The following is a 25,605-nucleotide window of genomic DNA, read 5'->3' on the forward strand; positions in this document are numbered from 1 at the left end:
CACCATGAGTCACTACAGCGCGCCACTGCGCGACATGAATTTTGTCCTCACCGAACTGGCCGGGCTGGCTGATATCGCCGCCCTGCCCGGCTTCGGGGACGCCACGGCGGATACGGTCGCGTCCATCCTCGACGCCGCCGCGGAGTTCAGCGGCGAAGTGCTCGCGCCGATCAACCGCGAGGGTGACGTGGTCGGCTGTACGCTCGCCGACGGAAAGGTCACCACACCACCCGGGGTGAAGCAAGCGTATCGCCAGTTCGTAGCCGCGGGATGGAATGGACTGCGCTTTCCGCAGGAGTACGGCGGCCAAGGCCTGCCGAGGGTGGTCGCGGCTGCGGTCTTCGAGATGCTCGCCGCGGCGAACATGGGCTTTTCGCTTTGCCCGATGCTGACCGGCGGCGCCATCGAGGCACTGATGCTGTGTGGCTCCGATGCACAGAAGCAGCGCTACCTGCCACCGCTGATCGAGGGACGCTGGACCGGCACCATGAACCTGACCGAACCGCAGGCCGGTTCCGATCTCGCCGCGGTGCGCACCCGAGCCGTCCCCGAAGGCGATCACTTCCGCATCTACGGGCAGAAGATCTTCATCACCCACGGTGAACATGACCTGTCCGAGAACATCGTGCATCTCGTGCTGGCGCGGATGCCCGATGCGCCCCCTGGCGTCAAGGGCATTTCCTTGTTCCTGGTCCCGAAGTTCCTGGTGATGCCTGACGGCACGCTAGGCGCACGCAATGATGTCAGGTGCGTGTCCATCGAGCACAAGCTCGGAATTCACGCCAGCCCGACTGCCGTGATGGCCTATGGCGATGCGCAAGGCGCGGTGGGATACCTGGTCGGCGAGGCAAACCGCGGACTCGAGTCCATGTTCGTCATGATGAATGAAGCGCGTGGCGCAGTCGGGTTGCAGGGCATCGGCATCGCCGCACGCGCCTACCAGCAAGCCGTGCGCTACGCGCGTGAACGCACCCAGGGCAGGCCGGTCGGCGACCGCGAGACCGGCGCCGCGGCCATCATCCGCCACCCTGACGTCCGCCGCATGCTGATGACCATGCGGGCCCTGACCGAAGCGGCCCGGGCGGTTGCCTACGTCCTGGCCGCCGCGGGCGACATGTTGCATGCCGCCAGCGACCCTGAAGAGCGTGCCCGCCAGCAGGCCCTCGTGGATTTCCTCACCCCGATCAACAAGGGCTGGGCCACCGAAATGACTGTCGAAGTCACCAACACCGCGCTTCAGGTCCACGGTGGCATGGGATACATAGAGGAGACCGGCGTCGCGCAACACCTGCGCGATGCCCGGATCACCACGATCTACGAGGGAACCACGGGCATCCAGGCCAACGATCTGGTCGGCAGGAAGATCGCCAGGGACAATGGGCGCACGGCACGCGCCGTGGTCGCGATGATGCGCTCCGATCTCGCACTGCTTGCTGAACTCGGCAGTCAGGACGATGTGCGGGTGGTACATGAGCAAGTGACCGCGGCCGTCGGCGTGCTGGAGGCTTGCGTCGAATGGGTGGTGCGCAATCACAGCGTAGACGTGCAAGCCGTGTACGCCGGCGCGACTCCTTTCCTCAAGCTCGCAGGGCTCGTCTGCGGCGGCTGGCAGATGGCCCGCGCGCTGCGCATCGCGCAGGGCCGGCTCCTGCGCGGCGAAGGCGATGCCGCGTTCCTGCAGGCAAAGCGCGCCACGGCCCGCTTCTATGCCGATCACCTGCTGGCACAGGTCACCGGGCTCGGCCAGACCGTCATGGCGGGCGCGGCCGGCACCCTCGCCTTCCATCAAGACTCGCATTGATTCTGCCGCCAGGACAACAAAGGAAAACCGTGCCCATGCCTTCCCCGAACGAGCGTACGTCATCTGCTTACGCCTACCCGCTCCTCATCAAGCAACTGCTGCACGCGCCGCTCGCCGTGCACCCCGAGCAAGAGATCGTCTATCGCGACCAGACCCGGCACAGCTACTGGACCATGCGCCACCGGATCGGCCTGCTGGCAAGCGGCCTGGGTTCCATCGGCGTCGTCCCCGGCGATACGGTGGCGGTCATGGACTGGGACAGCCATCGCTACCTGGAAACCTACTTCAGCGTGCCGATGATGGGCGCGGTGCTGCTCACCGTCAACGTCAGGCTTGCGCCGGAACAGATCATCTACACCCTGAATCATTCCGGCGCCAAGACCCTGCTGATCCACGCCGACTTCCTGCCGGTGCTGGCGCTCATCCGCTCCCACCTTCTCACCGTCGACACCTTCGTCCTGCTCGAAGACGCCCAGGGTAGCCCGCAGGCCACCGACCCGCCCGACGGATTCGCCGACGAGTACGAGTCGTTGCTGTCTTCGGCCTCGCCCGACTACCCGTTTCCCGATTTCGACGAGAACACCAGGGCGACCACCTTCTACACCACCGGCACCACCGGGCAGCCAAAGGGGGTGTACTTCAGCCATCGCCAGATCGTGTTGCATACGCTGGCCACRATGGCCGCTCTCGCAAGCGCGCCGGCGCAGGGACGGGTGCACCGCGACGACGTGTACATGCCGATGACGCCGATGTTCCACGTGCATGCGTGGGGCATGCCGTTCGTCGCCACGGCGATGGGGATGAAGCAGGTCTACCCCGGACGCTACGCGCCTGAAACGCTCCTCGCGCTGCTCGGGCGGGAGAAGGTCACGTTCTCGCACGGCGTGCCCACCATCCTGCAGATGGTGCTCTCCTGTCCCGCCGCGCAAGCGGCGGACCTGGCGGGCTGGAAGGTCATCGTCGGAGGCTCGGCGCTGCCGCGCGGCCTCGCGCAAGCGGCCATCGACCGGGGCATCGATGTCTTCACCGGCTACGGCATGTCAGAGACCTGCCCGATCCTCACGCTCGCCCAGGTCAAGACGTCGATGGCGGGCGAAGCGTCGCGCGAGCTCGACATACGGACCAAGACCGGCCTGCCGATTCCCCTGGTCGACTTGCGCATCGTCGACGAGGAAATGCGCGATGTCGCGCACGACGGCAAGGCAAGCGGGGAGATCGTGGTGCGCGCGCCGTGGCTGACGCAGGGATATGACAAGGACCCCGAGGCATCCCGGGCACTGTGGGCGCGCGGTTACCTGCATACCAATGACATCGGCACGATTGACAGCGACGGCTACCTCCAGGTCACCGACCGCATCAAGGACGTGATCAAGACGGGCGGCGAATGGGTCTCGTCGCTCGAACTGGAGGACCTGATCTCGCGCCACGCCTCGGTGCGCGAAGTCGCGGTCATTGGCGTGAAGGACCCCAAATGGGGCGAGCGTCCCTTGCCCCTGGTCGTGCTCAAGCCGGGTGAAAGCGCCGACGAAGCAACCATACGGGAGCACCTGGGGGACTGCGCGCGCCGCGGCGTGATCTCGAAGTACGCGGTGCCGGAGCGGGTCGTCTTCGTCGATGCCATCGAGAAGACCAGCGTCGGGAAGATCAACAAGCGCCTGCTGCGCGACAAGTACCAGTAGCCCACCGCAAGCCCATGCACCAATGCCGCCGCACGAACGGCAAAACCAAGGTCCGCCCAGGCGGACAACCCACGAGGAGACAACGATGACCACTGCGTCGGCTACACGCCGCATACAAGAACACCCGGGCTTCAGGGAACTGGCGGCACGCCGGGCCAGGCTATCCTGGACGCTGCTATGCATTGTCCTCTGCGCCTACCTGCTGCTGATGGCGATGGTGACGATGCGGCCGGCCGTGCTGGCCAGGCCCATCGCGGCGGGCGCGATGACGAATCTCGGCATCGTCCTGGCGATCGCCGTGATCGTGATCGGCTGGGCCGCGACATGCATCTACGTGGCGCGTGCCAATCGCGGCCTGGACAGGCTTGCCAGCCAGATCCTGCAGGAGGTGCTCTCGTGACCGGATACGCTCGCCTGCGCCTGCTGGCTGCCGCCCTCGCCACCAAGCTTGCCGCGACAGCGGGACCCGCCTGGGCCGGTCCTGCTGTCGAGCCCGCCGCCCGCCAGCCGCTCAACCCGGTCGCCATTGCGATGTTCCTGGTGTTTGTCGCCATCACCCTGTGCATCACATACTGGGCCGCGAAGCGCACGAGGACGGCCAGCGATTTCTTCACGGCCGGCGGCGGCATCACCGGCCTCCAGAACGGACTGGCAGTGGCCGGGGACTATATGTCGGCGGCCACCTTGCTGGGCGTCGTCAGCCTGGTCTACGCGCGCGGCTTCGACGGCCTGCTCTACATCGTGGGGTTCTTTATCGGCTGGCCCGTCATGCTCTTCCTCATGGCCGAACGCCTGCGCAATCTCGGCAAGTTTACGTTCGTGGATATCGTCTCCCACCGGCTCGATCCGGTCAGTACGCGGTGGGTGGCGGCGATCAGCTCGCTGATCGTTGTCTTCTTCTACCTGGTCGTCCAGATGGTGGGGGCCGGGGAGCTGATCCAGCTGCTGTTCGGGATCGACTACCACTACGCCGTGATCGGCGTCGGCTGCCTGATGATCGTCTACGTCACGTTTGGCGGCATGATCGCCACCACCTGGGTGCAGATCATCAAGGCCGTGCTCCTGATGCTGGGCGGCACACTGCTTGCCGCGCTCGCCTTCGCGCGCTTCGGCTTCAGCTTCGAAAGCCTGGCTGCCAGGGCCGTCTCCGTCCACCCGAGCGGCATCGCCCTGCTGTCCCCGGCCAGCCTGTTCGCGGACCCCGTTTCCGCGTTGTCGCTGTCTCTGGCGACCATCTTCGGCCTCTCCGGCCTGCCGCACATCCTGATGCGGTTCTTCACGGTGCCCGATGCAAGGCAGGCACGCCGCAGTGTCCTGGTTGCCAGCACTTTCATCGGGTACATGTTCGTGGCGATGTTCGTGATCGGCCTGGCCGCCATGGTCATCGTGGGAACCGATCCTCGCTTCTTCGAAGCGGGCAAGGTGGGAGGAAAGCTCCTCGGCGGCGGCAACATGGTCGCCATGCACCTGGCGAACGCCACCGGCGGCAGCCTGTTCCTTGGCTTCCTTGCCGCGGTAGCCTTCGCCACGATTCTCGCGGTGGTGTCTGGTCTCGCCCTGTCGGGCGCGTGCGCCATCTCGCACGATCTCTACGCCAGCGTGATACGCCGCGGCCGCGCGACCGAAGCCGAGGAGGTATCGGTCACCAAGCGGGCAACGCTCGTGATCGGTGCCATCGCCGTTGCGCTGGGGATGCTGTTCAAGGGCCAGAACCTCGCTTTCCTGGTGGCGCTGGCATTCAATATCGCTGCGTCAGCCAACTTCCCGCTGCTGTTCCTCTCGATGTACTGGCGGGGGCTGACCACGCGCGGGGCTGTGTGGGGCGGGCTGACCGGCCTGGTATCGTCCGTCGGCCTGGTGGTGCTGGGCCCGGCGGTCTGGAAATCCGTACTGGGCCATCCCGCGGCAATCTTCCCCTATGACCACCCTGCACTGTTCTCCATGCCACTGGCGTTCCTCGTGACCTGGGCGGCTTCCAGGCTGGACGGCAGTGCCCGCGCGACGGCGGAACGGCAGGCCTTCGACGCTCAGTTCGTGCGCGCGCAGACCGGTTTCGGCGCGGCCGAAGCGAGCCGGCACTGATCGGGGCGCCGACGCCCGGCGCGCCGGTGACGGCTCCGGGCGGGAAGGAACCGCGGCTGGACCGCACCATGCGCGATGCCCGCCCCTGGCCTGCTAGGCCTTCCGACGGGCTGCGAGGGCATGCGCGGCCGCGGGGCTTCCCTGCAACGCGGCGCCTGCCGCACCAAGTTCCGCTTCAAGGAGGCCGAGAAATGCATGCACGTTGGCGGTCCGGTGTTTTCGCGTCGACATCAGGGCGTACACCTTCACGGGAGCGGACGCATAGTCGGGGAGTACCCGCACCAGCGTACCGTTCCTTACTTCGTCATGAACGAACGGACAAGTGAAGCGCGCCACGCCAAGGCCGTCCTGCGCGGCCCGCTTGCGGATCTCGGCGTTATCCGTGCGCAGGCGGGGCGCTACGGCCAGGCGCCTGTCCTCGAGCGTGCCCGCCGCCACGAACTCCCAGTTCTTCTCGTCCGGAGCCCCGATGGCCGGCCACGCCACAAGCTCGTCCGGCGTGCGCGCCGGGCCCAGCCTGTCGGCCAGGACTGGCGCGGCATAGAAGCCTCGCTCCATGCGCAGTACGCGCTTTCCCGCCAGGGAGCTGTCGGGAAGGGAATCACTGGTCATGACGAAAGCCACGTCGTAGTCATCGCGCACCAGATCCGGCTGGTCCCAGGTGACATCGACCTGCACTTCGAGCCCGGGATGCATTGACATCAACCGCGCCAGGCTGGAAGAAAGGTATTGCGCACCCACCTCGTAGGGCGTTGCGATCTTCAGCGTGCCGTGCACCACCCTGTTGGCCAACGACAAGTCGGAGCCAATCTCCCGCAGCTCCCCGAAAAGCGGGGCGATACGGTCATAGAATTGCCGGCCGGCATCCGTCACCCTGACCCTGCGGGTCGTGCGCTCCAGCAGGCGCACGCCGAGTTCGGCCTCCAGCCGGGAAACGGCGGCGCTCGCCGCGGACTTGCGGATTCCCATCAAGGTGGCGCCGGCGGTAAAGCCAGCCCCCTCGACCACGCGGCAAAACACTTCCCAATCCTTCCAGTCAATCAGTTTCATGGCATCTACGTGCGCACCCGCCGCCGGTGCATGGCCGCGAGGCGCCTTTCTCAGCGACGTATGGCGCGCACACGCGCCTTACGCCAGATAGTCATGCACAACCCGCTCCGGCATCGCGCCAGCGTGTGCGTCTGATCGCGCATCGGCCGCGGGGGACACGAGATACAACGCGGCGGCGGCCGCCGATAACGGCGCCCCCGCCGCAACGTCAGGTGGGTCGACCTCTGGCGACGGGCCTGCCGGCTATCGCGATTCATGAAGTTGCGGTCGGCATCACGCTTCACGCGCGGCCAGCCTGCCACCGACAGCAAGCATCATCCGGATCTGCCACGGCCATGCAAGCCGCCTCCCCATCCGGGGGGCATCGGGAATGAACGCAACTCGAAGGTGACAACGCACGCACAATGCGTTCCGGCGCGCGGCTTATGGGCAGAGAAGTGCCCGCGCGCGCGTGGCGCGTAGTGCGTATCGGCACAAGACATCACGCGGCAAGTCCCACTGCGCCTCCCACTGATGCATTTTCGCATTCGTGCACTGAGCAAGCGCATCACATGGAATATTCGGAAGAACCTATACTTTCTCTTATCGTTTTTTCAATTTCTCATTGAAATATGATTAAACGAAAATTCATCAATCCTTTAGGTTTATTTTAGATTTTTCATGTCCATCAATCCGTCAACCCTTCGTGATTCCATGATCGCGGTCGAAATCGTCCGTCCGGGCGGTCCGGAGGTTCTCGTCCCGACACAGCGTCCCGTTCCCCGGCCGAAACCCGACGAAGTGCTGATTCGCATCATTGCGGCCGGCGTCAACGGCCCGGACGTCTTCCAGCGCAAAGGGCTGTATGACCCGCCACCGGGTGCATCCGATATCCCCGGACTCGAGGTGGCAGGCGAAATCGTCGCACTGGGAGACCGCGTCACGCAATTCAAGACGGGCGATCTGGTGTGCGCCCTGATCCCCGGCGGCGGCTACGCGGAGTTTGCTGTCGCCAACGAGAGCAACACCTTGCGCATTCCGCCCGGCCTGACGCTGATCGAGGCGGCGGCGATGCCGGAAACCTTCATGACGGTGTGGCTGAACCTGTTCCAGCGCGGCAAGTTCGCAAAGGGCGATACCGTATTGATCCACGGCGGCGCATCGGGCATCGGCACCACCGCCACCATGCTGAGCAGAGCCTTCGGCGCAAGCAAGATCATCACGACGGTCGGTTCCGCGGCGCAACGCGACGCCAGTCTACGGCTCGGCGCCGACCACGCGGTCAACTACCTCGAAGAGGATTTTGTCGAGGCGGTGATGCGCCACACCGACGGCAACGGCGTGGACGTGATTGTCGATATCATCGCGGGCGACTACGTAGCGCGCAACTACGCCGCGGCCGCATTGAACGGGCGCATCCTGCAGATCGGTGTCATCAAGGGGGCGGCGCAGAACGTGGACTTCTTCCCGATGCTGACCAAGCGCCTGACCCATATCGGCTCGACGCTGCGCTCCCGCACCGCAGCCGAGAAGTCGCAGATCATCCGCGAACTGGAGGAACATGTCTGGCCCCTGATGGCAGGCGGCACGATCAAGCCGCTCGTCGACAGGACCTTCCCGCTCGAGAACGCCGCGCAGGCGCATGAACTGATGGACTCCGGTACGCATATCGGGAAGATCGTTCTGACGCCATCTGCCTAGCAGCTTGCCCGTATCCGCGGGTATGCATGTTCAGCCGGAGCCCGCTCCGGCTGAACACCGCGCGCGTATCATGGCCGGCGCGAGCGAGGTGTCCGGCGCGGTGTCCGACGAGATAAAGCGCCGCCGGAGAGGCGGCGTTTGAACGCCTGCGTCAGGCATGCCCCTTCGGCCGGTCGTGGCGGGGCAGATCCATGCCCAGTCCGCTCTGGATGGCCTGAATGCGGGACGTCACGCTCAGCTTCTCATAGATGTTCTTGAGATGCCATTTGATGGTCTCGGGGGCTACCCGGAGCGCCCGGGCGATTTCCTTGTTCGAAAGGCCGCGGGCGACGTAGTCGAGGATCTCGACTTCGCGGGCGCTCAGCCTGCTGGCCGCCGTTCGCTCGGGCGGGCGCTCCGCGGCGGGCCGCACCGGCGCGGCCGCGGCGTTTCCCGTCGCGTCCAGCCCGGCGAGAACCTTCTCGATATACCAGGACTCGACACCTGGAAAGGCGTCGGGGCGCTTGCGCAACGCGTGAAGGATCTCGCGCGCCGGTTCGCCTTCGTCGAGGAACACCCTGCACAGCCCGTTGTCCTGGCCATAGATCACCGCTTCCCCGATCGCCGCGGCAGCGTCCTCGGGCTGGCCCGCGCTCAGGGTGGCCACGGCCAGCAGCACGGTCACCTGGGACAGGACATAGCGCATGCCCGCGACGCGCGCCTCCGCTTGCATGGCGCGCAGACGTGGCAGCGCCTCCGTGGCGCGCCCACGCGCAATCAGCAACCGGCACAGTGCGGCTTCGCGCCGCTGCCATGTCTCGCGCTGGCTGCCTGACAGTGCCTGTGGATTCTCGCCTGGCAGCAGCGTCTCAAGCGCATGCCCCATGCTGGCGGCGCGCCCGAGATTGCCGGCGCGAATGGCCAGCCGGATGGCCTCGGCCTTGCAGGCCACCTGCAGGCGGAGCCAGCCGCGTTCCTTCGCGACGGCTTCGGCGCGTTCCACGATCCCGTTCGCTTCATCCACGTCGCCGTTCAGGAACGCCAGCCGCGCCAGCGTGATGCAGAAGCCCGCCAGGGGACCCAGGGAACAGGCCTGGAGCGCGATATCGAGCCGCCCACGCAGGATCTCGGCGACCCGCTCGAGATGATTCCACTCATAGCGGATCGCGGCAAGGTAGCCAACCGGCAGTACGGCGGCCGCGGACTGGCTGCCGGCGCTTGCGTTGGCTTGGCCAAGCGCGTGCTCCAGGGTGGTCACGGCCTCTTCCAGTCTGCCCTCCACAAAGAGGCTCAGGCCGACCATGCTCTGCCGATAGACGGTGGCATAGAGGGGCGCACCCCGCTCGGCACCATGGGAGACACGGTCGCGCAGGCGCTGCACTTCGTCGAACTCGGACGCATATGCCAACCCGAACACGAGCGTGGTCAGCCCTATGCCCTCCTCCCACGAGTTCGGTTCCGGCCGCATGTCCAGCACACTCCGTCCGAGCTCGAGAGAATCCCGGCTCGCATCGGACAGGCCAGCAATCAACGCTTTCACGGCGGCCAGTTCCACGCCGATGCTGTCGGCAACGGAGCGGTCGCGAGCGATGTCGGCTTCGACCGCGCGCAGTTCCCGCTGCGCCAGCACCGTCTGCAGCGAAAGCGCGAGCGCCCAGGCATGAACCAGGCGCAGGCGCAGCCGGCCTTGTATTGCCTCGTGCGGAAGCTTGGCCAGCCAGGTCAGTACTGTTCGTACATCGCTGGCTTCGACCAGCGTCATGGCGCAGCGCTCGACCCAGCTCGCGGCCTGGTCCACATCGCCCGCGGCGAGCGCATGCTTGACGGCCTCCGGCCACAGGGACTGGCCGGCATACCATGCACTGGCCCTGCGATGCAGGCCGGCGATATCCTCCGCCCGTTCCTCCTGCAGGCGCTTGCGCAGGTAATCCGTGAACAGCGCATGAAACCGGTACCACTCCCATTCCGCGTCAAGCGGGCGCAGGAACATATTGCCGGCCAGCAACCACTCGAGGTTCTTGCGCGCATCGTCCCTGCCGGTCACGGCGTTGCACAGGGCCGCCGAGAGCCGGTCCAGGATCGATATGTCCAGCAGGAAGTCCAGCATCTCGCCAGGCACGTGCGCCATGACGTTCTCGCTCAGGTAGGAAGCGATGTCGCGCCGGGCGCGCGGCAACTGTGCCGCAAGATCCTCGCCCTCCCCGCCTTGCTTGAGCGCCAGCGACGCGAGTTGCAACCCTGCGACCCAACCCTCGGTGGCGCTCAGAAGCTTCCGGGTCTGTTCGCCGTCCAGCGTCACCCCTGCCGTCTTCGAGAAGAAGGCCTGCGTTTCCGCGGGATCGAAACGCAGGTCTTCCGGCCCCAGGCGCAGCAGCTGGCCCCGGGACGCAAAATAACTCAGCGGTATTGGTGGCTCGCTTCGCCCGCTATAGCGATATGGAGGTTCTCCGGTGCATAGCGCAGGAGCCGGAACACGGCTTCATGGATATCGCCGGAGCGAAGGCGATCGAAGTCGTCGAGAATGAGGACGAGCTTCCCCTCCCATGCCGCCACCTCGTTGAGCAGCTCAGCGAGAAGCGCCTCCACGGGTGCGAGATAGTCATTGCGCAGGAGTTGCTGCATGCGGTCGCCTACCTCGGCGCTCGCCTGCTGGACTGCGGCCAGCAGGTAGGCCGTAAACTGGACCAGGTCGTCATCCTCGCGATCGATGCTCAGCCATGCCACCGCGTACGCTTGCTCGAGAAGTGCATTGCGCCACTCGCAAAGAAGCGTGGTCTTGCCGAAGCCTGCGGGGGCAACCAGGGCTGTGAGCTTGCATTCGGTGCCGCGTGACAGGAGCTGGAGCGCATTGTGACGGGCAATCTGATGGCGCGTGTATGGCGGAACCAGCTTGGTGCGGATCAGCGCTGGCCTCCATTTCGCGTCGCGGGCCGAGGCCGGGCCGGGTAGCGTCTGGGCTTGCGTCATCTCGCTCGTATTGCTCCTCGGGAACCAGTCGGACTCATGATCGTCGCCGTGGCAAGTCACCGCCGGGCGCGGGGCCGGCGCGTGGTCACACCGCTAATTTTCCGAAGCCCCACGCTGCCTGGTGATTATCACCGCAAGTATAGGTTGTCGGATCAGGCCGATCCAGAATACCTTGCCAGCCGGAAATGTACCCGCCGGGACTGCAGATTCATCATGCATGGCCAGGTGCCCCAGCGGATACTGATCACACGGACGGCACGACTGCGCGCCTATTTCGACTTCGCGCCGTCCGTAAAGGGGTCGGGCTTGCCCGAGCGCGCACCATCGGTGTAGGGGTCAYGCGGGCCGTTCCTGGCGCCGTCGGTGTAGGGGTCGCGTGCGCCGTTCCTGGCCCCGCTGCCATAGGGATCGCGGCTCGGCTTGTCCGGCCCCGTAGCTTGCGACGGATTCAGTTTTTCGGCGGTGGACTGCCTCGCGCCGCTGGTGTACGGATCGAACTTGCCGGAATTCGCGCCCTCCGTGTACGGGTCCCGGCTTCCGGTGCGCGCGCCGTCTGTGTATGGGTCTGGCGTCCTCTGTGCCTGTGCTGCGGCAATACCCGCGACAAAGGAAAGAGACAAGACAAACAGGGATGTGCGCTTCATAATTAAATCTCCGGCAGGAAAAAACTGATTAATCCAATCACGCCGGTCATCTTGCGCCTTTCCCCATGGTTTTCAACCGCCCTCCCCATCCGAGGGGGTAGCCCGCCACCCGCCTGGCAGCTGCCGGTTCGCGCCTGCCGCTAGTCGCCTATCCACCGGACATCTTGCTCTCCGGTCTGTATTCGACGCCACGCGGCGTAAGCATGGAAACACCGGCTCCAGGGCTGGATGCCTTCGTCGTATCCGCCCTCTTTTTCGCCAGGGCTCGCTTTTCCGCCCTGGCCCTCTCGATGACGTAGAAGTCGGGTCCGGCCACGGCCGGCAGAGAATGGCCAACAATCGATCCGGCCAACACTATGGAAATTAATTCTCGGAACATCCCAGATGCCTTGGTTTTTGCCTATTTATTGAGTCCTTATTCTCGACTCAATGGACATGACAAGAGTCTAGGGAATCGGGCGCAGGGAATAAACATGCCGGATGAGAACACATCGTTCTCATTTCTGGCCAAATCCTCTCCGGAAAGCGACTGGACATTTCCGCACCGTTCCTGAAGTACGAAGGGCCGTGGACCGGCTGTCCTCGCGCCCGAAGCGATCCGTCCTGCGGTCCATGCCATAAGGCATCCAAGGCAGCCCCGGCATGCGCCCCGGCTGCCGCCATCTCCATTCACGATGGCAGGCTCGCGAACCACTTGTTTTCGGGCCGACACCCTGGCGCCATGATTCGGTGACCTGCAGGCGCCGCGCTCCGTCGCGCGCCGGGATCACAAGGAAACCAGGATGGAAAGCATCGGACACAGGGCGTTTCGCTACCGCTTCACGGGACACGAGCGCGTATTCCACAACGTGTCGGCAGCCGAGGCGCTGCCGGACGTCTTGTCGCTGTTCGGGTATCGACGCGTGTTCGTCGTCTGCTCGCGGTCGATCAACACGAAGACAGAGTTCATCGGGCAGATCAGGGCATGCCTTGGCGAGCGCCTGGTCGGCCTGACCGACGACGTCGGCGAGCACTCCCCGCTGTCCAATGTGCTCAGGGCGGCAAGGCAGGCAAGGGATGCGCGCGCGGACGTGATTGTCTCGGTCGGCGGCGGCTCGGTCATGGATATGTGCAAGGCGATGCAACTTTGCCTCTCCGAGAACGTGTATGACAGGGCGCGGCTGCTCGAGCTGCAGTTCGTCCTGTCGGACGACGGCACCGAGATGCTGACGACCTCGCAAGCGCCGGCGGCGATCCGCCAGATCGCGATCCCCACCACGCTGGCCACGTCGGAGTGGACACCGGTGAGCACGCCGATCGACGACGAGACCCGGCTGAAGGCGCGCTTTGTCGTGCCCGACGGCTCGCCGCAGGCAATCATCTACGACCCCGCGCTCCTTCTCCAGACGCCCGTGCGCTTGCTGATGTCGACGGGAATCCGCGGCCTCGACCACGCCATCAACACGGCGTGTTCGTCATCGACGCATCCGTTTGCGAGCGTGCTGGCCGAGAAAGCCATCACGCTTTACATGGAAAACCTGCCTCTGCTCGCGCGGGGCGTGCTCGATGCCTTCACCCAGTGCCAGCTGGCGACGTGGTACACGGGGATGGGGCAAATGTCGGTGCCCCATGGCTTCAGCCACTGGATGGTTCACATCGTGGGGCCCCGCGGCGGGGTTCCGCACAGCGATGCGGCCTGTGTGCTGATGCTGGCCCAGGCCAGGTGGCTCGAGGGCTGGGCGGTGCCACAGCACGACCGGATTCGCGCCGCGCTGGGGCAGCCGGACCGGCCCTTCCACGCGATTCTCGGCAATCTCCTCGAGCGACTGGGCATGCCGACGACGCTCGACGACCTCGGTCTCACGCGACAGCAGGTCGACGATATGATCGCGCCCGCGCTGGCCCACCCGATGGTGACGCGCAACAACATCCGCCCGATCAGGACCGCGGCGGATCTGCGCGCGATCCTGTCGCTCGCCTGGCGGCCCTGATTGCGCCGGCCGCCACGGCGGCCGGTGTGGCCAGCCCGGCCCTGAAGCGACCGCCGCCACGGGCATGCCCGTGTCTCTGGCGCCGCGCCGGGCATCGCGCCATGGCGTGGCCAGGAGCGTAATATAGCCATCGCCACGCACGATGGCGGGCTCGCCACACCGGCTTGCCGCCTGTTGGCTGCGGCAGGACAAAGCCCGCAGCTACCCCGGGGCACGATCCTGGCGCGGCGCGTGTGCCGCGCGGTCCGTGCGGTCGCGGCTGGCCCCGTTCCGGAGACTCCTCCCCGCCCATGAAAATCGACCCGGTTTCGCTCAAGCTGTTCCTCGCGGTAGCCGAGCTTGGCACCATCGCCGCTGCCGCGGAGCGCGAGCATATCGCCGCCTCCGCGGTCAGCAAGCGGATCAGCGATCTCGAAGACGTCCTCAATACGCAATTGCTGGAGCGCAGCAACAAGGGCATCTCCCCCACCCCGGCGGGTGTCGCCCTGCAAAACCTGTCGCGCGGCATCATCAACGACCTCGACAATATCTTCACGTTGATGCATGACTATTCGAGCGGCACTCGCGGGTTGGTGCGCATCTTCGCCAACGTGTCCTCGATCGCACAGTTCCTGCCGGCCGACCTGCAGGGTTTTGTCGAGAAATACCCGCACGTGCAGCTCCAGCTGGAGGAACGCATCAGCAGCGCCATCCTGCACGGGGTGGCCGAGAACGCAGCGGATGTGGGCTTCTATGCAGACCTGGGCAGCCAGCCGCAGAATGTCCTCACGCTGCCCTACCGCGAGGATCAACTGGTCGTGGTGGTCCCTGCCGGCCATCCCCTGGGCGGCCGCAAATGGCTGACCAGCGCCGAACTGCTGGAGCACTACCTGATCGGTCTGCAGACCGGCAGCTTCATCAACCTGCAGCTCATGCGCGCTGCCGGCGAGCTCGGCGTGCCGGTGAGATTCCGCATGCAGGTCAACAGCTACGACGCGGTCTGCYTGATGGTCGAGTCCAGGATGGGCATCGTCATTCTTCCCAAGAGCCTGGCGCAACGATACGCCAGGGTGCTGAAGATCCGGCCGGTCGGGCTGAAGGAGCCATGGGCGCGGCGCAAGCTCAATCTGTGCATCCGCTCCTACGACAGCCTGCCGGTGGCGGCGCGGCTGCTGGTAGACCACCTGTGCCCGTCGGCCCGCGCGCTGGCCGCCTTGCGCGCATAGCGCAAGCGGCCAGCCGCGCCGGGCTTAGTCGACGGTCGCGCCGGCTGCCTTGACGATGGCGGCCCAGCGCGGCAACTCGTCGCGGATCAGCGCCTCGAACTGCGGCGTGCCCGACACGAAGGGCTGGCATCCCTGCCGGGCGAGGGTGTCGCGCACGTCGGGGCTGTCGATGACCTTGTTCAGGGCCGCCTGAAGGCGGCCGACCACCGCGCCGGGCGTATGCGCGGGGGCGAAAAGCCCGTACCAGGGGGTGGCTCCGAAGCCCGGCAGCGTCTCCCCCACGGTGGGTACCTGCGGCATGGAGGGCAACCGCTTTTCATTGGTGACGCCGAGCACCTTGAGCTTGCCCGCGCGGATAAAGGGCAGCGCCGACGGCAGGCTCTGCACCGATAGCGGCACTTGTCCGCCCACCACGTCCGCCACGGCAGCCGAAGCGCCCTTGTAAGGAACATGGACAAGCTTGATGTTGGCGCTGTGCTGGAGCATTTCGCCGATCAGGTGGTTCAAGGTGCCGTTGCCGGCGGACGCATACATGATCGTGTCCGGCTTCGCGCGCGCCGCTTCGACCAGTTCTCTGACGTTGTTCGGCCCGAAGGCGGGATTGGCAACGAGCACATACCCTGCCGTCGCGACACTGCCCACCGGCACGAAATCGCGGACCGGATCGAAGCCCGTGCGCTTGTACAGCGCCGGATTGATAAGGTGCGCGCTGCTTACGGTAAACAGGAGCGTATAGCCATCGGCGGCGGCCTTGCCGACGTAGGCCGTGCCGATGTTGCCGCCGGCACCGGGCCGGTTCTCCACGATGAACTGCCGCCCGAACTGCTCCGACAGCTTCTGCGTGACGATGCGGGCAATGGCGTCGTTGGCGCCGCCTGGCGTCTGCGGGACCACGACGGCCACCGGCTTGTACGGATAGGGATCCTGGGCGAACGCCGTTGTCGCCACGCTGAACGCGAGGCAGGCCTGCAAGAGTTTCCGTGGTGCCATGTCCTTGTCTCCTTTGGTGGAAAGGGTCGCCGGCAGCGTGCTTCGCGGCGGCAGCGACCTCTTTTCCCATGGTGACTGGCTCGCGGTCCCTTGCAAAATGGCGTATCGCGATCCCGCCATCGCGGATGCAGATGCCCGCGCCGGGTGCCTGATACGCGCGGGCGCGCATCGGCATGTGCGCCAAGGGCATCGCGAAGCGTCAGCGGCGTCCCATGCGCGACCTGCATTTGGCGGCCTTCCGTCCGCTTGCCGATCTCGCGAACATCGCCGGCATCACCCGCAAATCTAATCCTATTGAAATCTTCGAATCGATTCTTATAATTCATCGACCGGCCGGTCGGTTTATTAATATACTCAGTCTCCAGATCCCCCAGGAAAATCTCATGTACACCCAGTCACTTGATATCCCAGGCGGCCTCCAGCCCATCGATACGGCGAACGCCGACGTCTCTCCCGAGCAAGCCCGCTTCGACGCGCTGATGCGGGCCGACGGCAAGGTCGAGGCGCAGGACTGGATGCCAGACGCATATCGCAAGACGCTGATCCGGCAGATTTCGCAGCACGCGCACTCCGAGATCATCGGCATGCAGCCCGAAGGCAACTGGATCAGCCGCGCGCCAAGCCTCAAGCGCAAGGCGATCCTGCTGGCCAAGGTGCAGGACGAAGGCGGCCACGGCCTCTACCTGTATAGCGCGGCCGAAACGATGGGCGTCTCGCGCGACCAGCTGGTCGATGCACTGCATGCCGGCAAGGCCAAGTACTCGAGCATCTTCAATTACCCCACGCCCACCTGGGCGGATGTCGGCGTGATCGGCTGGCTGGTCGATGGCGCGGCGATCATGAATCAGATCCCGCTGTGCCGCTGCACCTACGGCCCGTACGCACGGGCAATGATCCGCATCTGCAAGGAGGAGTCGTTCCACCAGCGCCAGGGCTTCGACGCCCTGCTCTCGATGATGAAGGGCACGCAGGCGCAGAAGGACATGGTGCAGCAGGCGGTGAATCGCTGGTGGTGGCCGGTGCTGATGATGTTCGGCCCGAGCGACAAGGATTCGATCCACAGCGGGCAGTCGTTCCAGTGGGGCATCAAGCGTATCTCCAACGACGACCTGCGGCAGAAATTCGTCGATGCGACTGTCGAGCAAGCCAAGATCCTCGGCGTGACGTTGCCCGATCCGGACCTTAAGTGGAACGAGGAGCGCAAGGCGCACGACTACGGCGCGATCGACTGGGAAGAGTTCTGGCGCGTGGTGAACGGCGACGGGCCGTGCAACAAGGAACGCCTCGCCACCCGCGTGAAGGCACACGACGACGGCGCCTGGGTACGCGAAGCCGCCCTCGCCCATGCCGCCAAGCAGGCGGCGCGCGCACACAAACAAGCCGCTTGAACAGGAGACGAAGATGAGCAAGGAATGGCCGATCTGGGAAGTATTCGTACGCAGCAAGCAGGGCCTGGACCACAAGCATTGCGGCAGCCTGCATGCGTCCGATGCAAGCACCGCGCTGCGCATGGCGCGCGATGTCTACACGCGCCGGCAGGAAGGCGTCAGCATCTGGGTGGTGCCGTCGGCCGCGATCACGGCGTCCGACCCGGCGGACAAGGAGGCATTCTTCGAGCCGGCCGGCGACAAGATCTACCGCCATCCGACCTTCTTCGTGCTGCCGGCCGAAGTCGACCACATGTGAGGCGGGACATGACCATGACTACGTCACCCCATACTTCCCCCCATGCGTCCGCCCACCTCTCCTATGTGCTCCGGCTGGCAGACAATGCCCTGATCCTCGGCCAGCGCAACAGCGAGTGGTGCGGCCAGGGCCCGGCACTCGAGGAAGACATCGCGCAGGCCAATATCAGCCTGGACCTGATCGGCCAGTCCCGCCTGCTGTACTCGCATGCCGCGGCCCTCGACGAAGCCGCCGGCGGCGCAACGAAGACCGAAGACAGCTACGCGTACTTCCGCACCGAGCGCGAGTTCGCCAACTACACCATCGCCGAGCTGCCGCACGCCGGCCCGCTTGCCGGCACGGTGCGCACCGATCGCGACTACGCCGTGACGATCGCGCGCAACTTCCTCTATTCGGCGCTGATGATCCACCTGTGGGCCGCCCTGGAGTCGTCCGCCGACACGCAACTGGCGGCGATCGCGGCCAAGTCGCTGAAGGAGACGCGCTATCACCTGCAACACGCAAGCGACTGGCTGGTCCGCCTGGGCGACGGCACCGACGAATCGCACCGGCGGGCGCAGGCGGCACTCGATTACCTGATGCCGTACACACAGGAGTTCTTCGCGACCGACGCCGTGGAAACCGCGATCGCGGCGGCCGGCATCGGCCCGCTGATGGCGGACCTCGAGCCCGCATGGCAGGCTGACGTCGCCGCGACGCTGGCCGAGGCAACTCTCAGTGCCCCCGCCGCGGTGCAGTACATCACCACCGGCAAGCACGGCGAGCATTCCGAGCACATGGGCTACCTGCTGGCCGAAATGCAGTCGCTGGCACGCCAGCATCCTGGTGCAACCTGGTAGGACATGATGAACGCCAACGCCATGATGACGCCGGACGCCACGCTGGAACACGCCTGGGCCGTGCTGGAAGCGGTGCCGGACCCGGAGATCCCAGTGGTGTCGCTGCGCGAACTGGGAATCCTGCGCGACGTGCGGCGCGGCGCGGACGGCGCCGTCGAGGTTGTGATCACGCCGACCTACTCGGGCTGCCCGGCGATGTCGCAGATCGCGGAGGACATCGGCCAGGCGCTCAGCGCGGCCGGCATCGTGCCGCACCGGATTGCCACCGTGCTCGCGCCGGCATGGACCACCGACTGGATCACCGCCGATGCGCGCGAGAAGCTGCGCCGCTACGGCATCGCGCCACCGATGGGCAACTGCGGCAGCCACCAGGCGCCCCGGGAAACGACGATCCGCTTCGTGGCGCGCGCCGCCAGCGCCACGCCGGCCTGCCCGCAATGCGGCTCGCACCACACCGAGCGCCTGGCGCAATTCGGCTCGACGGCGTGCAAGGCCCTATACCGCTGCATCGACTGCCGCGAGCCGTTCGACTATTTCAAACCGTACTGACCTGGACCGACATCATGGCGACTCCGCAATTCCATCCGCTGCGTATCCGCGAGGTACGGCCCGAAACCGCCGATGCCGTCACGGTCTCGTTCGAAGTGCCCGACGAGCTGCGCGACGCGTACCGCTTCACGCAAGGGCAGTTCGTCACGCTGAAGACCCACCTTGACGGCGAGGAGACGCGCCGCTCGTACTCGATCTGTGTCGGCGTCACCGATTACGACCGCGACGGCGAACTGCGCATCGGCATCAAGCGGGTGCGCGGCGGGCGATTCTCGAACTTTGCGTTCGATACGCTGCGCCCCGGGCACGAGATCGAAGTGATGACCCCCGACGGCCGCTTCTTCACGCACCTGAACGCCGACCTGTCAAGGTCGTACGTCGCCTTCTCCGGCGGCTCCGGCATCACGCCCGTCCTTGCCATCATCAAGACCACCCTCGAGACCGAGCCGACCAGCCGCTTCACGCTGGTGTATGGCAACCGCAGCGTCGACGCGATCATGTTCGCCGAGGAACTCGAAGACCTCAAGAACCGCTTCATGAGCCGGTTCTCGCTGTATCACGTGCTGTCCGACGACCTGCAGGAAGTCGAACTGTTCAACGGCGTGCTGGACCAGGACAAGTGCCGCGCTTTCCTGCAGACGCTCACGCCGGCCACGGAGATCGACGAGGCATTCATCTGCGGTCCCGGACCGATGATGGACGCCGCCGAAGCGGCCCTGAAGGCTGCCGGCGTGGCGCCGGAGAAGGTGCACGTCGAGCGCTTCGGCACGCCGCTGCCCCAGGCCGGCGTGCCACCGGTCGAGATCACCGACGACATGCCGGCCGCTGACCTGGAACTGATCATCGACGGCAAGAAGCGCAAGCTGCGCCTGCCGTACCAGGGAATCAGCGTGCTCGATGTCGGCCTCAAGGCCGGCCTCGCCCTGCCCTATGCCTGCAAGGGCGGCGTGTGCTGCACGTGCCGGGCGAAGGTCCTCGAAGGCGAAGTGAAGATGGAAAAGAACTACACGCTCGAACAGCATGAAATCGACGATGGCTTCGTGCTCACCTGCCAATGCCATCCGGTGTCGGACCGGGTTGTCGTGAGCTACGACGAACGGTAATCCGATCACTGCAACCTACCAGAAAAAGCGGCCCCCAGCGATGAACCACTCCCTGTTTACCAAACACGAAAAGACCCTCGAACACGCCCTGGAAGCCATCCGCACGCGCGGCTACTGGAGTCCCTTCAACGAGATGCCCAGCCCGCGCGCCTACGGCGAGACCGCCGCGGCTGACGGCGAAGCGGCATTCAAGGCGCAACTCGGGCAGCCCTTCGCGCTCGACCAGGCCGGCAGCCATGGCGGCAGCGGCACCGTTGGCCAGGAACACTCGCCGTTCGGCTTCGCACTGGACATCGGCTATCCCAAGGCCGACCCGGATGCACTGATCCCGGCGGTGCAGCAGGCGCAGGCGCAGTACCGCAAGGCAGGCCCGAAGGCCTGGATCGGCGTGAGCCTGGAAATCCTCGAGCGGCTGAACCGCGCCAGCTTCGAGATCGCGCACAGCGTCATGCACACCACGGGGCAGGCCTTCATGATGGCGTTCCAGGCCGGCGGCCCGCATGCGCAAGACCGCGCGCTCGAGGCGATCGCCTACGCCTGGGACGCAATGCGCGCTGTCCCCGAGTCGGCCTACTGGGAAAAGCCGCAAGGCAAGAACCCGCCGCTGGCCATGGAAAAGCGCTTCACCATCGTGCCGCGCGGCATCGGGCTGGTGATCGGCTGCTGCACCTTCCCGACCTGGAACAGCTATCCCGGCATGTTCGCCGATCTCGCCACCGGCAATGCCGTCATCGTCAAACCCCATCCCGCCGCGATCCTGCCGCTCGCCATCACCGTGCGCATCGCGCGCCAGGTGCTGGCGGAGGCCGGCTTCGACCCCAACGTGGTGACCCTGCTGGCGACCGCCCCCAACGACGGGCCCCTCGTGCAATCGCTGGCCACGCGCGACGAGATCCGCGTGATCGATTTCACCGGCAGCACCGCCAACGGAGACTGGCTGGAAGCGCATGCCCGCCAGGCGCAGGTCTACACGGAGAAGGCGGGTGTCAACCAGATCGTGATCGACTCGGCCGAAGACCTGAAGGCCGTGTCGCGCAATATCGCATTCTCGCTCGCGCTGTACTCCGGCCAGATGTGCACCGCGCCCCAGAATATCTATGTGCCGCGCGACGGCATCCGCACGGCCGAAGGCACGGTGTCGTTCGACGACGTCGCCCGCTCCATCGCCGACGCCGTGCAGAAGCTGACCGCCGATCCGGCCAAGGCCGTCGAACTGACGGGCGCGATCCAGAACCAGGGCGTGCTCGACCGCATCGGACAGGCAGCCCGGCTTGGCACGCCGCTGCTCGACAGCCGCAGCCTGGCGCATCCGGCCTATCCGGAAGCCCGTGTCAGCACACCGCTGCTGCGCAAGCTCGACGCCAGCGGCGACGAAGCCGCGTTCACGCAGGAATGGTTCGGCCCGATCGCGTTCGTGGTCGCCACCGACTCCACCGCGCATTCGCTGGCACTCGCCGCACGCATCGCCCGCACGCGCGGCGCGCTGACGCTATCCGTCTACAGCACCGATGAGCAGGTGCTCGAAGCGGCCGAAGAGGCTGCGGTGACGGGCGGTGTCGCCTTGTCGGTGAACCTCGCGGGCGGCGTGTTCGTGAACCAGTCGGCAGCGTTTTCCGACTTCCATGCCACCGGGGCGAATCCCGCGGCCAACGCCAGCCTCGCCGACTCGGCGTTCGTCGCCAACCGGTTCCGCGTCGTGCAGAGCCGCCGCCATGTTGCGCAGCGCTCGCCTGCATAGCGTGCCCGCCAGCGCGCCCGCTACGGGCGCCTGAGCGGCTTCGGTCCGCCAACCATCGATACAAGTACTACCGGACGCTTGCCAGCCTGGCGACGGACGACGGCACAGACCGTCGCCTCGCATCGCCAGGAGGCAGGCCGCTGCGTGGCGCCCCCATCTCCGCCACCGTCCGATCCTATTCAGTAGCGTCATATCCAGGAGACAACCGTGGTCCAGCCCATTCCCCATCCGAGCGAACTCGACCCCATCGAACTAGCCAGCCGCGACGAGATCCAGGCGCTGCAACTGGAGCGGCTCAAATGGTCGCTCCGCCACGCCTACGACAACGTGGCGCACTACCGCCGCGCCTTCGACGCGGCCGGCGTCCACCCTGACGACCTGCGCCAGCTCTCGGACCTGGCGAAATTTCCGACCACGACGAAGAAGGACCTGCGCGACAACTATCCCTTCGGACTGTTTGCGGTGCCGCGCGACGAGGTGGTGCGCGTGCACGCCTCCAGCGGCACCACCGGCAAGCCGACCGTGGTGGGCTATACCGCGAACGACATCGACACCTGGGCCAACGTGACGGCACGGTCGATCCGGGCCGCGGGCGGGCGCCGCGGCGACACGCTGCACAACGCCTTCGGCTACGGCCTCTTCACCGGCGGCCTCGGCATCCACTACGGAGCGGAGCGGCTCGGCTGCATGGTGGTGCCGATGTCCGGCGGGCAGACCGAAAAGCAGGTCCAGCTGATCCGCGACTTCGAGCCGTCCATCATTCTCGTCACGCCCTCCTACATGCTCAACCTGATCGACGAGATGACGCGCCAGGGCATGGATCCGGCGACGTCTTCGCTCAAGCTCGGCATCTTCGGCGCCGAGCCGTGGTCACAGGGCATGCGCAGCGAGATCGAGACGCGTGCGGGCATCCAGGCGCTCGATATCTATGGCCTGTCGGAGATCATGGGCCCCGGCGTAGCGTGCGAATGCATCGAAAGCAAGGATGGCCCGGTCATCTGGGAGGATCACTTCTACCCGGAGATCATCGACCCCATCACCGGCGAGGTATTGCCCGACGGCAGCCACGGCGAACTGGTGTTCACGTCGCTGTCGAAGGAAGCCATGCCGATGATCCGCTACCGCACGCGCGACCTCACTTCGCTGCTACCGCCCACCTCGCGTTCGATGCGCAGGCTGGCGAAGATCACGGGACGCTCGGACGACATGCTGATCATCCGTGGCGTCAACGTCTTCCCCAGCCAGATCGAGGAGCTGATCCTCGGCATCGCGCGGCTCAGCGGGAACTACCAGCTGTGCGTCACGCGCGACGGCCACCTGGATGCGCTCTCCGTGTCGGTGGAAGCGCGGGCGGAACTCTGCGACGCCCTCGCCGAGAGCGAGCGTGCCCAGCTTGCGAGGGAATTGCAGCAGCGGGTGAAGACGATCGTCGGCGTGTCCACGACGGTGCGCGTGCTCAATGCCGGTGAGATCAAGACGACCGCCACCGGCAAGGCGCAACGCGTGCTCGACCTGCGGCACGTGAGCGTATGAGGCCGGCGGGCGGGGGGCGCTGGCGCACCCCCGCCCGCCGCCGCGGGGCCGCTCCGGCACTGACCGCAGGCGTGGCACCGCGCGATGCAGGAAACCAAAAATGACTAGAAACCGGAGACAGACATGAACACCACCCGCAAATTCCTGGCCGTCGGACTCGGCCTGGCAGTCCTGCCCTGGGCGTCCTTCGCGCTTGCGGCCGAATCCCCCTTCCCGGCCAAGCCGGTGCGCTGGATCGTGCCCTACCCGGCCGGCGGCGGCTCGGACTTCCTGGCGCGCTCGATCGGCCAGGCGCTGTCCGCCAAGCTGGGCCAGCCGGTGCTGGTCGACAACAAGCCGGGTGGCAACACCGCGATCGCCGCGGCAGAGACCGCGCGCGCACCGGCCGATGGCTACACGGTGCTGTCGGCGGACAACGGCACGCTGGTTTTCAACCCGGCGCTGTACAAGACGCTTTCCTACAACCCGGTCAAGGACCTGGCGCCGGTCACGCTGCTGGGCAAGTTCCCGATGATCCTCGTGGTCGGCCCGGGCATGCCGGTCAACAACGTGCAGGAATTCATCGCCAGGGCCAAGGCAAAATCCGGCGCGGGCGGCATCGACTACGCCTCCGCCGGCGCCGGCAGCCCGCACCACCTGGCAATGGAGTTGCTCAAGGTGGAGGCCGGGCTGAACATGGTCCACGCGCCCTACCGTGGCGCGGCGCCCGCACTGGCCGACGTGGCAGGCGGTCAGGTGCCGGCCATGATGGTCGACCTGGCCTCGGGCGCCGGCTTCATCAAGGGCGGCAAGGTCAAGCCCCTGGCGGTGGCCAGCCCGACCCGCCTGCCGCAGTTGCCGGATGTGCCGACCTTTGCCGAAGCCGGCTACAAGAACGTGGAGGCTGCCGCGCTGGTGGGAATGGTGGCGCCGGCCGCCACGCCGGGCGAGGTAATCGCCACGCTGAACAAGCAGGTCGTGGCGGCCATCAGGGAGCCGGCCGTCAACAAGCGGCTGGTGGACTTCGGCGTGGAGCCGGTCGGCAGCACGCCCGCGCAATATGCCGACCTGCTGCGCAGCGAGACCTTGCGCTGGCACAAGCTGATCCGCGACCTGAAGATCACGCTGGACTGAGCGTCGCCGCGCTGCGCCGGCAGGTGCGCGGTATCGGCTTCATTGCCTGCGGGGAGGCTTTCGTCAGTTCCGGAAATGCCATTGATGCACCTTGACGCCTCCCCGTCAGCGCGACAGGATGTAGAGGTCCCCCCCGGGGGATTCCGACCATCCTGAAAAGGCGAAACCATGAACGAAGAATCCATGACCGTTGGCATCGACCATATTGGGCTGAGCGTGCCGGATCTGGCGCGTACCCGAGACTTCTTCATCCAGTGCCTGGGATGGAAACAGGTCGGCGAGAAACCGGACTACCCTGCGGCGTTTGTCTCGGACGGCAAGGTCCTGGTGACGCTGTGGCAGGTCGCCGATGTAGCGAGCTTCACCGGTTTCGACCGCAAGACTAACGTGGGCCTGCACCACCTTGCGCTGCGCGTCGCCACGGAAGAAAAATTCAACGAGGTATTCGAGCGTGTCTCGAAATGGCCGGGTGTGGTCGTGGAGTTTTCGCCCGAGCAGCTGGGCGCCGGGCCAAAGCGGCACACCATGCTCTGCGAGCCTGGCGGCATCCGCATCGAGTTCGACTTCGACCCCCGCGTCGCGGCAGGCTAGCCGCTTCGCGTGCCGGGCATCGCGGCGCCGGCCGGCGACTACGCTGGGCGCCGCCGGGGGCGGTGGACGGATGCCGCTTGTGCCGCGGCCATCCCGCCACCGGCGTGCCGTTCAGAACGGCTTGGTCGGCAGGTACTTGCCATCGAGCGTGATGACCGCGCGCTGGCCGCCTTCGGGGTCGTCCACTTTCTTGATGTCGAGCTTGAAGTTGATCGCGCTGATGATGCCGTCGCCAAACTGCTCGTGCACCAGCGCCTTGAGCGTGGAGCCGTAGATCTGCACGATTTCGTAGAAGCGGTAGATGGTCGGGTCGGTCGGCACGCCGCCGGGGATGCTGCCGCGCACGGGGACGGTCTGCAGCTGGCGCACGGCGTCGTCGTCCAGGTCCAGCTTGGCGGCCACCACC

General features: G+C 66.0%; 22 protein-coding genes. 16 read left to right on the forward strand and 6 right to left on the reverse strand.

All coding sequences use genetic code 11. From position 1 onward, the window contains the following. The first annotated feature begins 4 nt into the window (after positions 1-4). From AC1DK4_RS13915 to actP, 4 genes are all read left to right on the forward strand, one after another. A complete protein-coding gene (locus AC1DK4_RS13915) occupies positions 5-1,801 on the forward strand; it encodes an acyl-CoA dehydrogenase (protein ID WP_441619619.1) in 1,797 nt (598 codons plus the stop codon). Positions 1,802-1,836: 35 nt separating this feature from the next. Beyond that, positions 1,837-3,480, forward strand: coding sequence for a fatty acid--CoA ligase (locus tag AC1DK4_RS13920; protein ID WP_441643430.1), 1,644 nt, complete (start codon positions 1,837-1,839; stop codon positions 3,478-3,480). A gap of 85 nt (positions 3,481-3,565) precedes the next feature. Then, positions 3,566-3,880 (forward strand): DUF485 domain-containing protein, encoded by a 315-nt coding sequence (locus AC1DK4_RS13925; RefSeq protein WP_441619623.1) that lies wholly within the window; start codon positions 3,566-3,568, stop codon positions 3,878-3,880. Next, positions 3,877-5,562, forward strand: a complete 1,686-nt coding sequence (actP, locus tag AC1DK4_RS13930) for a cation/acetate symporter ActP (RefSeq protein ID WP_441619624.1) — start codon at positions 3,877-3,879, stop codon at positions 5,560-5,562. The genes AC1DK4_RS13925 and actP overlap by 4 nt, the downstream gene beginning before the upstream one ends. Before the next feature lie 93 nt (positions 5,563-5,655). Here the strand turns inward: actP and AC1DK4_RS13935 are convergent, their stop codons facing one another. Next, the gene (locus AC1DK4_RS13935) at positions 5,656-6,612 is read right to left on the reverse strand and encodes a LysR family transcriptional regulator (RefSeq protein WP_441619626.1); all 957 of its coding nucleotides are present in this window, start codon (positions 6,610-6,612) and stop codon (positions 5,656-5,658) included. A gap of 660 nt (positions 6,613-7,272) precedes the next feature. Between AC1DK4_RS13935 and AC1DK4_RS13940 the strand changes: the two genes are divergently transcribed. Then, positions 7,273-8,292 carry an NAD(P)H-quinone oxidoreductase gene (locus AC1DK4_RS13940; protein WP_441619628.1) on the forward strand — a complete coding sequence of 340 codons (1,020 nt, stop codon included), beginning with the start codon at positions 7,273-7,275 and terminating at the stop codon, positions 8,290-8,292. A 151-nt stretch (positions 8,293-8,443) separates the two neighbouring features. On the opposite strand, the gene AC1DK4_RS13945 is transcribed toward AC1DK4_RS13940, so the two are convergent. The 3 genes from AC1DK4_RS13945 to AC1DK4_RS13955 form a co-directional block, all read right to left on the reverse strand. Beyond that, entirely contained in the window at positions 8,444-10,570 is a 2,127-nt protein-coding gene (locus tag AC1DK4_RS13945; protein WP_477116756.1) for a winged helix-turn-helix domain-containing protein, read from the reverse strand. Between the two features lie 98 nt (positions 10,571-10,668). Continuing rightward, positions 10,669-11,238 (reverse strand): AAA family ATPase, encoded by a 570-nt coding sequence (locus AC1DK4_RS13950; protein ID WP_477116757.1) that lies wholly within the window; start codon positions 11,236-11,238, stop codon positions 10,669-10,671. Between the two features lie 269 nt (positions 11,239-11,507). Next, complete coding sequence (locus AC1DK4_RS13955) at positions 11,508-11,882, reverse strand: hypothetical protein (protein WP_477131595.1); 375 nt, start codon at positions 11,880-11,882, stop codon at positions 11,508-11,510. Between the two features lie 782 nt (positions 11,883-12,664). On the opposite strand from AC1DK4_RS13955, the gene AC1DK4_RS13960 reads away from it, so the two are divergent. Together AC1DK4_RS13960 and AC1DK4_RS13965 are read left to right on the forward strand one after the other, a co-directional pair. After that, positions 12,665-13,852, forward strand: coding sequence for an iron-containing alcohol dehydrogenase (locus tag AC1DK4_RS13960; RefSeq protein WP_441619634.1), 1,188 nt, complete (start codon positions 12,665-12,667; stop codon positions 13,850-13,852). A gap of 290 nt (positions 13,853-14,142) precedes the next feature. Then, positions 14,143-15,057 (forward strand): LysR family transcriptional regulator, encoded by a 915-nt coding sequence (locus AC1DK4_RS13965; protein WP_477131596.1) that lies wholly within the window; start codon positions 14,143-14,145, stop codon positions 15,055-15,057. A 24-nt stretch (positions 15,058-15,081) separates the two neighbouring features. Here the strand turns inward: AC1DK4_RS13965 and AC1DK4_RS13970 are convergent, their stop codons facing one another. Next, on the reverse strand, positions 15,082-16,047 hold the full coding sequence (locus AC1DK4_RS13970; RefSeq protein ID WP_441619637.1) for a Bug family tripartite tricarboxylate transporter substrate binding protein: 966 nt from the start codon (positions 16,045-16,047) through the stop codon (positions 15,082-15,084). Positions 16,048-16,430: 383 nt separating this feature from the next. On the opposite strand from AC1DK4_RS13970, the gene paaA reads away from it, so the two are divergent. The 9 genes from paaA to AC1DK4_RS14015 all read left to right on the forward strand — a co-directional run bounded on the left by paaA (position 16,431) and on the right by AC1DK4_RS14015 (position 25,199). Then, the gene (gene paaA, locus AC1DK4_RS13975; RefSeq protein WP_441619657.1) at positions 16,431-17,435 is read left to right on the forward strand and encodes a 1,2-phenylacetyl-CoA epoxidase subunit PaaA; all 1,005 of its coding nucleotides are present in this window, start codon (positions 16,431-16,433) and stop codon (positions 17,433-17,435) included. Between the two features lie 13 nt (positions 17,436-17,448). Beyond that, complete coding sequence (gene paaB / locus AC1DK4_RS13980; protein ID WP_441619639.1) at positions 17,449-17,733, forward strand: 1,2-phenylacetyl-CoA epoxidase subunit PaaB; 285 nt, start codon at positions 17,449-17,451, stop codon at positions 17,731-17,733. A gap of 14 nt (positions 17,734-17,747) precedes the next feature. Next, positions 17,748-18,572, forward strand: a complete 825-nt coding sequence (gene paaC / locus AC1DK4_RS13985) for a 1,2-phenylacetyl-CoA epoxidase subunit PaaC (protein WP_441619641.1) — start codon at positions 17,748-17,750, stop codon at positions 18,570-18,572. 3 nt (positions 18,573-18,575) lie between these two features. Beyond that, positions 18,576-19,121, forward strand: a complete 546-nt coding sequence (gene paaD / locus AC1DK4_RS13990; protein WP_441619643.1) for a 1,2-phenylacetyl-CoA epoxidase subunit PaaD — start codon at positions 18,576-18,578, stop codon at positions 19,119-19,121. Between the two features lie 14 nt (positions 19,122-19,135). Further along, positions 19,136-20,224 carry a 1,2-phenylacetyl-CoA epoxidase subunit PaaE gene (gene paaE, locus AC1DK4_RS13995; RefSeq protein WP_441619645.1) on the forward strand — a complete coding sequence of 363 codons (1,089 nt, stop codon included), beginning with the start codon at positions 19,136-19,138 and terminating at the stop codon, positions 20,222-20,224. Between the two features lie 40 nt (positions 20,225-20,264). After that, positions 20,265-21,962, forward strand: coding sequence for a phenylacetic acid degradation protein PaaN (gene paaN, locus AC1DK4_RS14000; protein ID WP_441619647.1), 1,698 nt, complete (start codon positions 20,265-20,267; stop codon positions 21,960-21,962). Positions 21,963-22,169: 207 nt separating this feature from the next. Then, positions 22,170-23,495, forward strand: coding sequence for a phenylacetate--CoA ligase PaaK (paaK, locus tag AC1DK4_RS14005; RefSeq protein ID WP_441649740.1), 1,326 nt, complete (start codon positions 22,170-22,172; stop codon positions 23,493-23,495). Positions 23,496-23,618: 123 nt separating this feature from the next. After that, complete coding sequence (locus AC1DK4_RS14010; RefSeq protein ID WP_441619651.1) at positions 23,619-24,608, forward strand: Bug family tripartite tricarboxylate transporter substrate binding protein; 990 nt, start codon at positions 23,619-23,621, stop codon at positions 24,606-24,608. Positions 24,609-24,776: 168 nt separating this feature from the next. Continuing rightward, positions 24,777-25,199 (forward strand): VOC family protein, encoded by a 423-nt coding sequence (locus tag AC1DK4_RS14015; RefSeq protein ID WP_441619653.1) that lies wholly within the window; start codon positions 24,777-24,779, stop codon positions 25,197-25,199. 111 nt (positions 25,200-25,310) lie between these two features. On the opposite strand, the gene cynS is transcribed toward AC1DK4_RS14015, so the two are convergent. After that, positions 25,311-25,605, reverse strand: a 295-nt coding sequence (cynS, locus tag AC1DK4_RS14020) for a cyanase (protein ID WP_477131597.1), incomplete at its 5' end; no start/stop codon positions are given.

It is taken from the genome of Cupriavidus sp. 05N38 (assembly GCF_056397345.1).

Coding starts and splice junctions, on each gene's coding strand:
- AC1DK4_RS13915 (WP_441619619.1), top strand. CDS start 5: ATGAGTCACTACAGCGCGCCACTGCGCGACATGAATTTTGTCCTCACC.
- AC1DK4_RS13925 (WP_441619623.1), top strand. CDS start 3,566: ATGACCACTGCGTCGGCTACACGCCGCATACAAGAACACCCGGGCTTC.
- AC1DK4_RS13935 (WP_441619626.1), bottom strand. CDS start 6,612: ATGAAACTGATTGACTGGAAGGATTGGGAAGTGTTTTGCCGCGTGGTC.
- AC1DK4_RS13940 (WP_441619628.1), top strand. CDS start 7,273: ATGTCCATCAATCCGTCAACCCTTCGTGATTCCATGATCGCGGTCGAA.
- AC1DK4_RS13950 (WP_477116757.1), bottom strand. CDS start 11,238: ATGACGCAAGCCCAGACGCTACCCGGCCCGGCCTCGGCCCGCGACGCG.
- AC1DK4_RS13960 (WP_441619634.1), top strand. CDS start 12,665: ATGGAAAGCATCGGACACAGGGCGTTTCGCTACCGCTTCACGGGACAC.
- AC1DK4_RS13970 (WP_441619637.1), bottom strand. CDS start 16,047: ATGGCACCACGGAAACTCTTGCAGGCCTGCCTCGCGTTCAGCGTGGCG.
- paaA (WP_441619657.1), top strand. CDS start 16,431: ATGTACACCCAGTCACTTGATATCCCAGGCGGCCTCCAGCCCATCGAT.
- paaB (WP_441619639.1), top strand. CDS start 17,449: ATGAGCAAGGAATGGCCGATCTGGGAAGTATTCGTACGCAGCAAGCAG.
- paaC (WP_441619641.1), top strand. CDS start 17,748: ATGACTACGTCACCCCATACTTCCCCCCATGCGTCCGCCCACCTCTCC.
- paaD (WP_441619643.1), top strand. CDS start 18,576: ATGATGAACGCCAACGCCATGATGACGCCGGACGCCACGCTGGAACAC.
- paaE (WP_441619645.1), top strand. CDS start 19,136: ATGGCGACTCCGCAATTCCATCCGCTGCGTATCCGCGAGGTACGGCCC.
- paaN (WP_441619647.1), top strand. CDS start 20,265: ATGAACCACTCCCTGTTTACCAAACACGAAAAGACCCTCGAACACGCC.
- AC1DK4_RS14010 (WP_441619651.1), top strand. CDS start 23,619: ATGAACACCACCCGCAAATTCCTGGCCGTCGGACTCGGCCTGGCAGTC.
- AC1DK4_RS14015 (WP_441619653.1), top strand. CDS start 24,777: ATGAACGAAGAATCCATGACCGTTGGCATCGACCATATTGGGCTGAGC.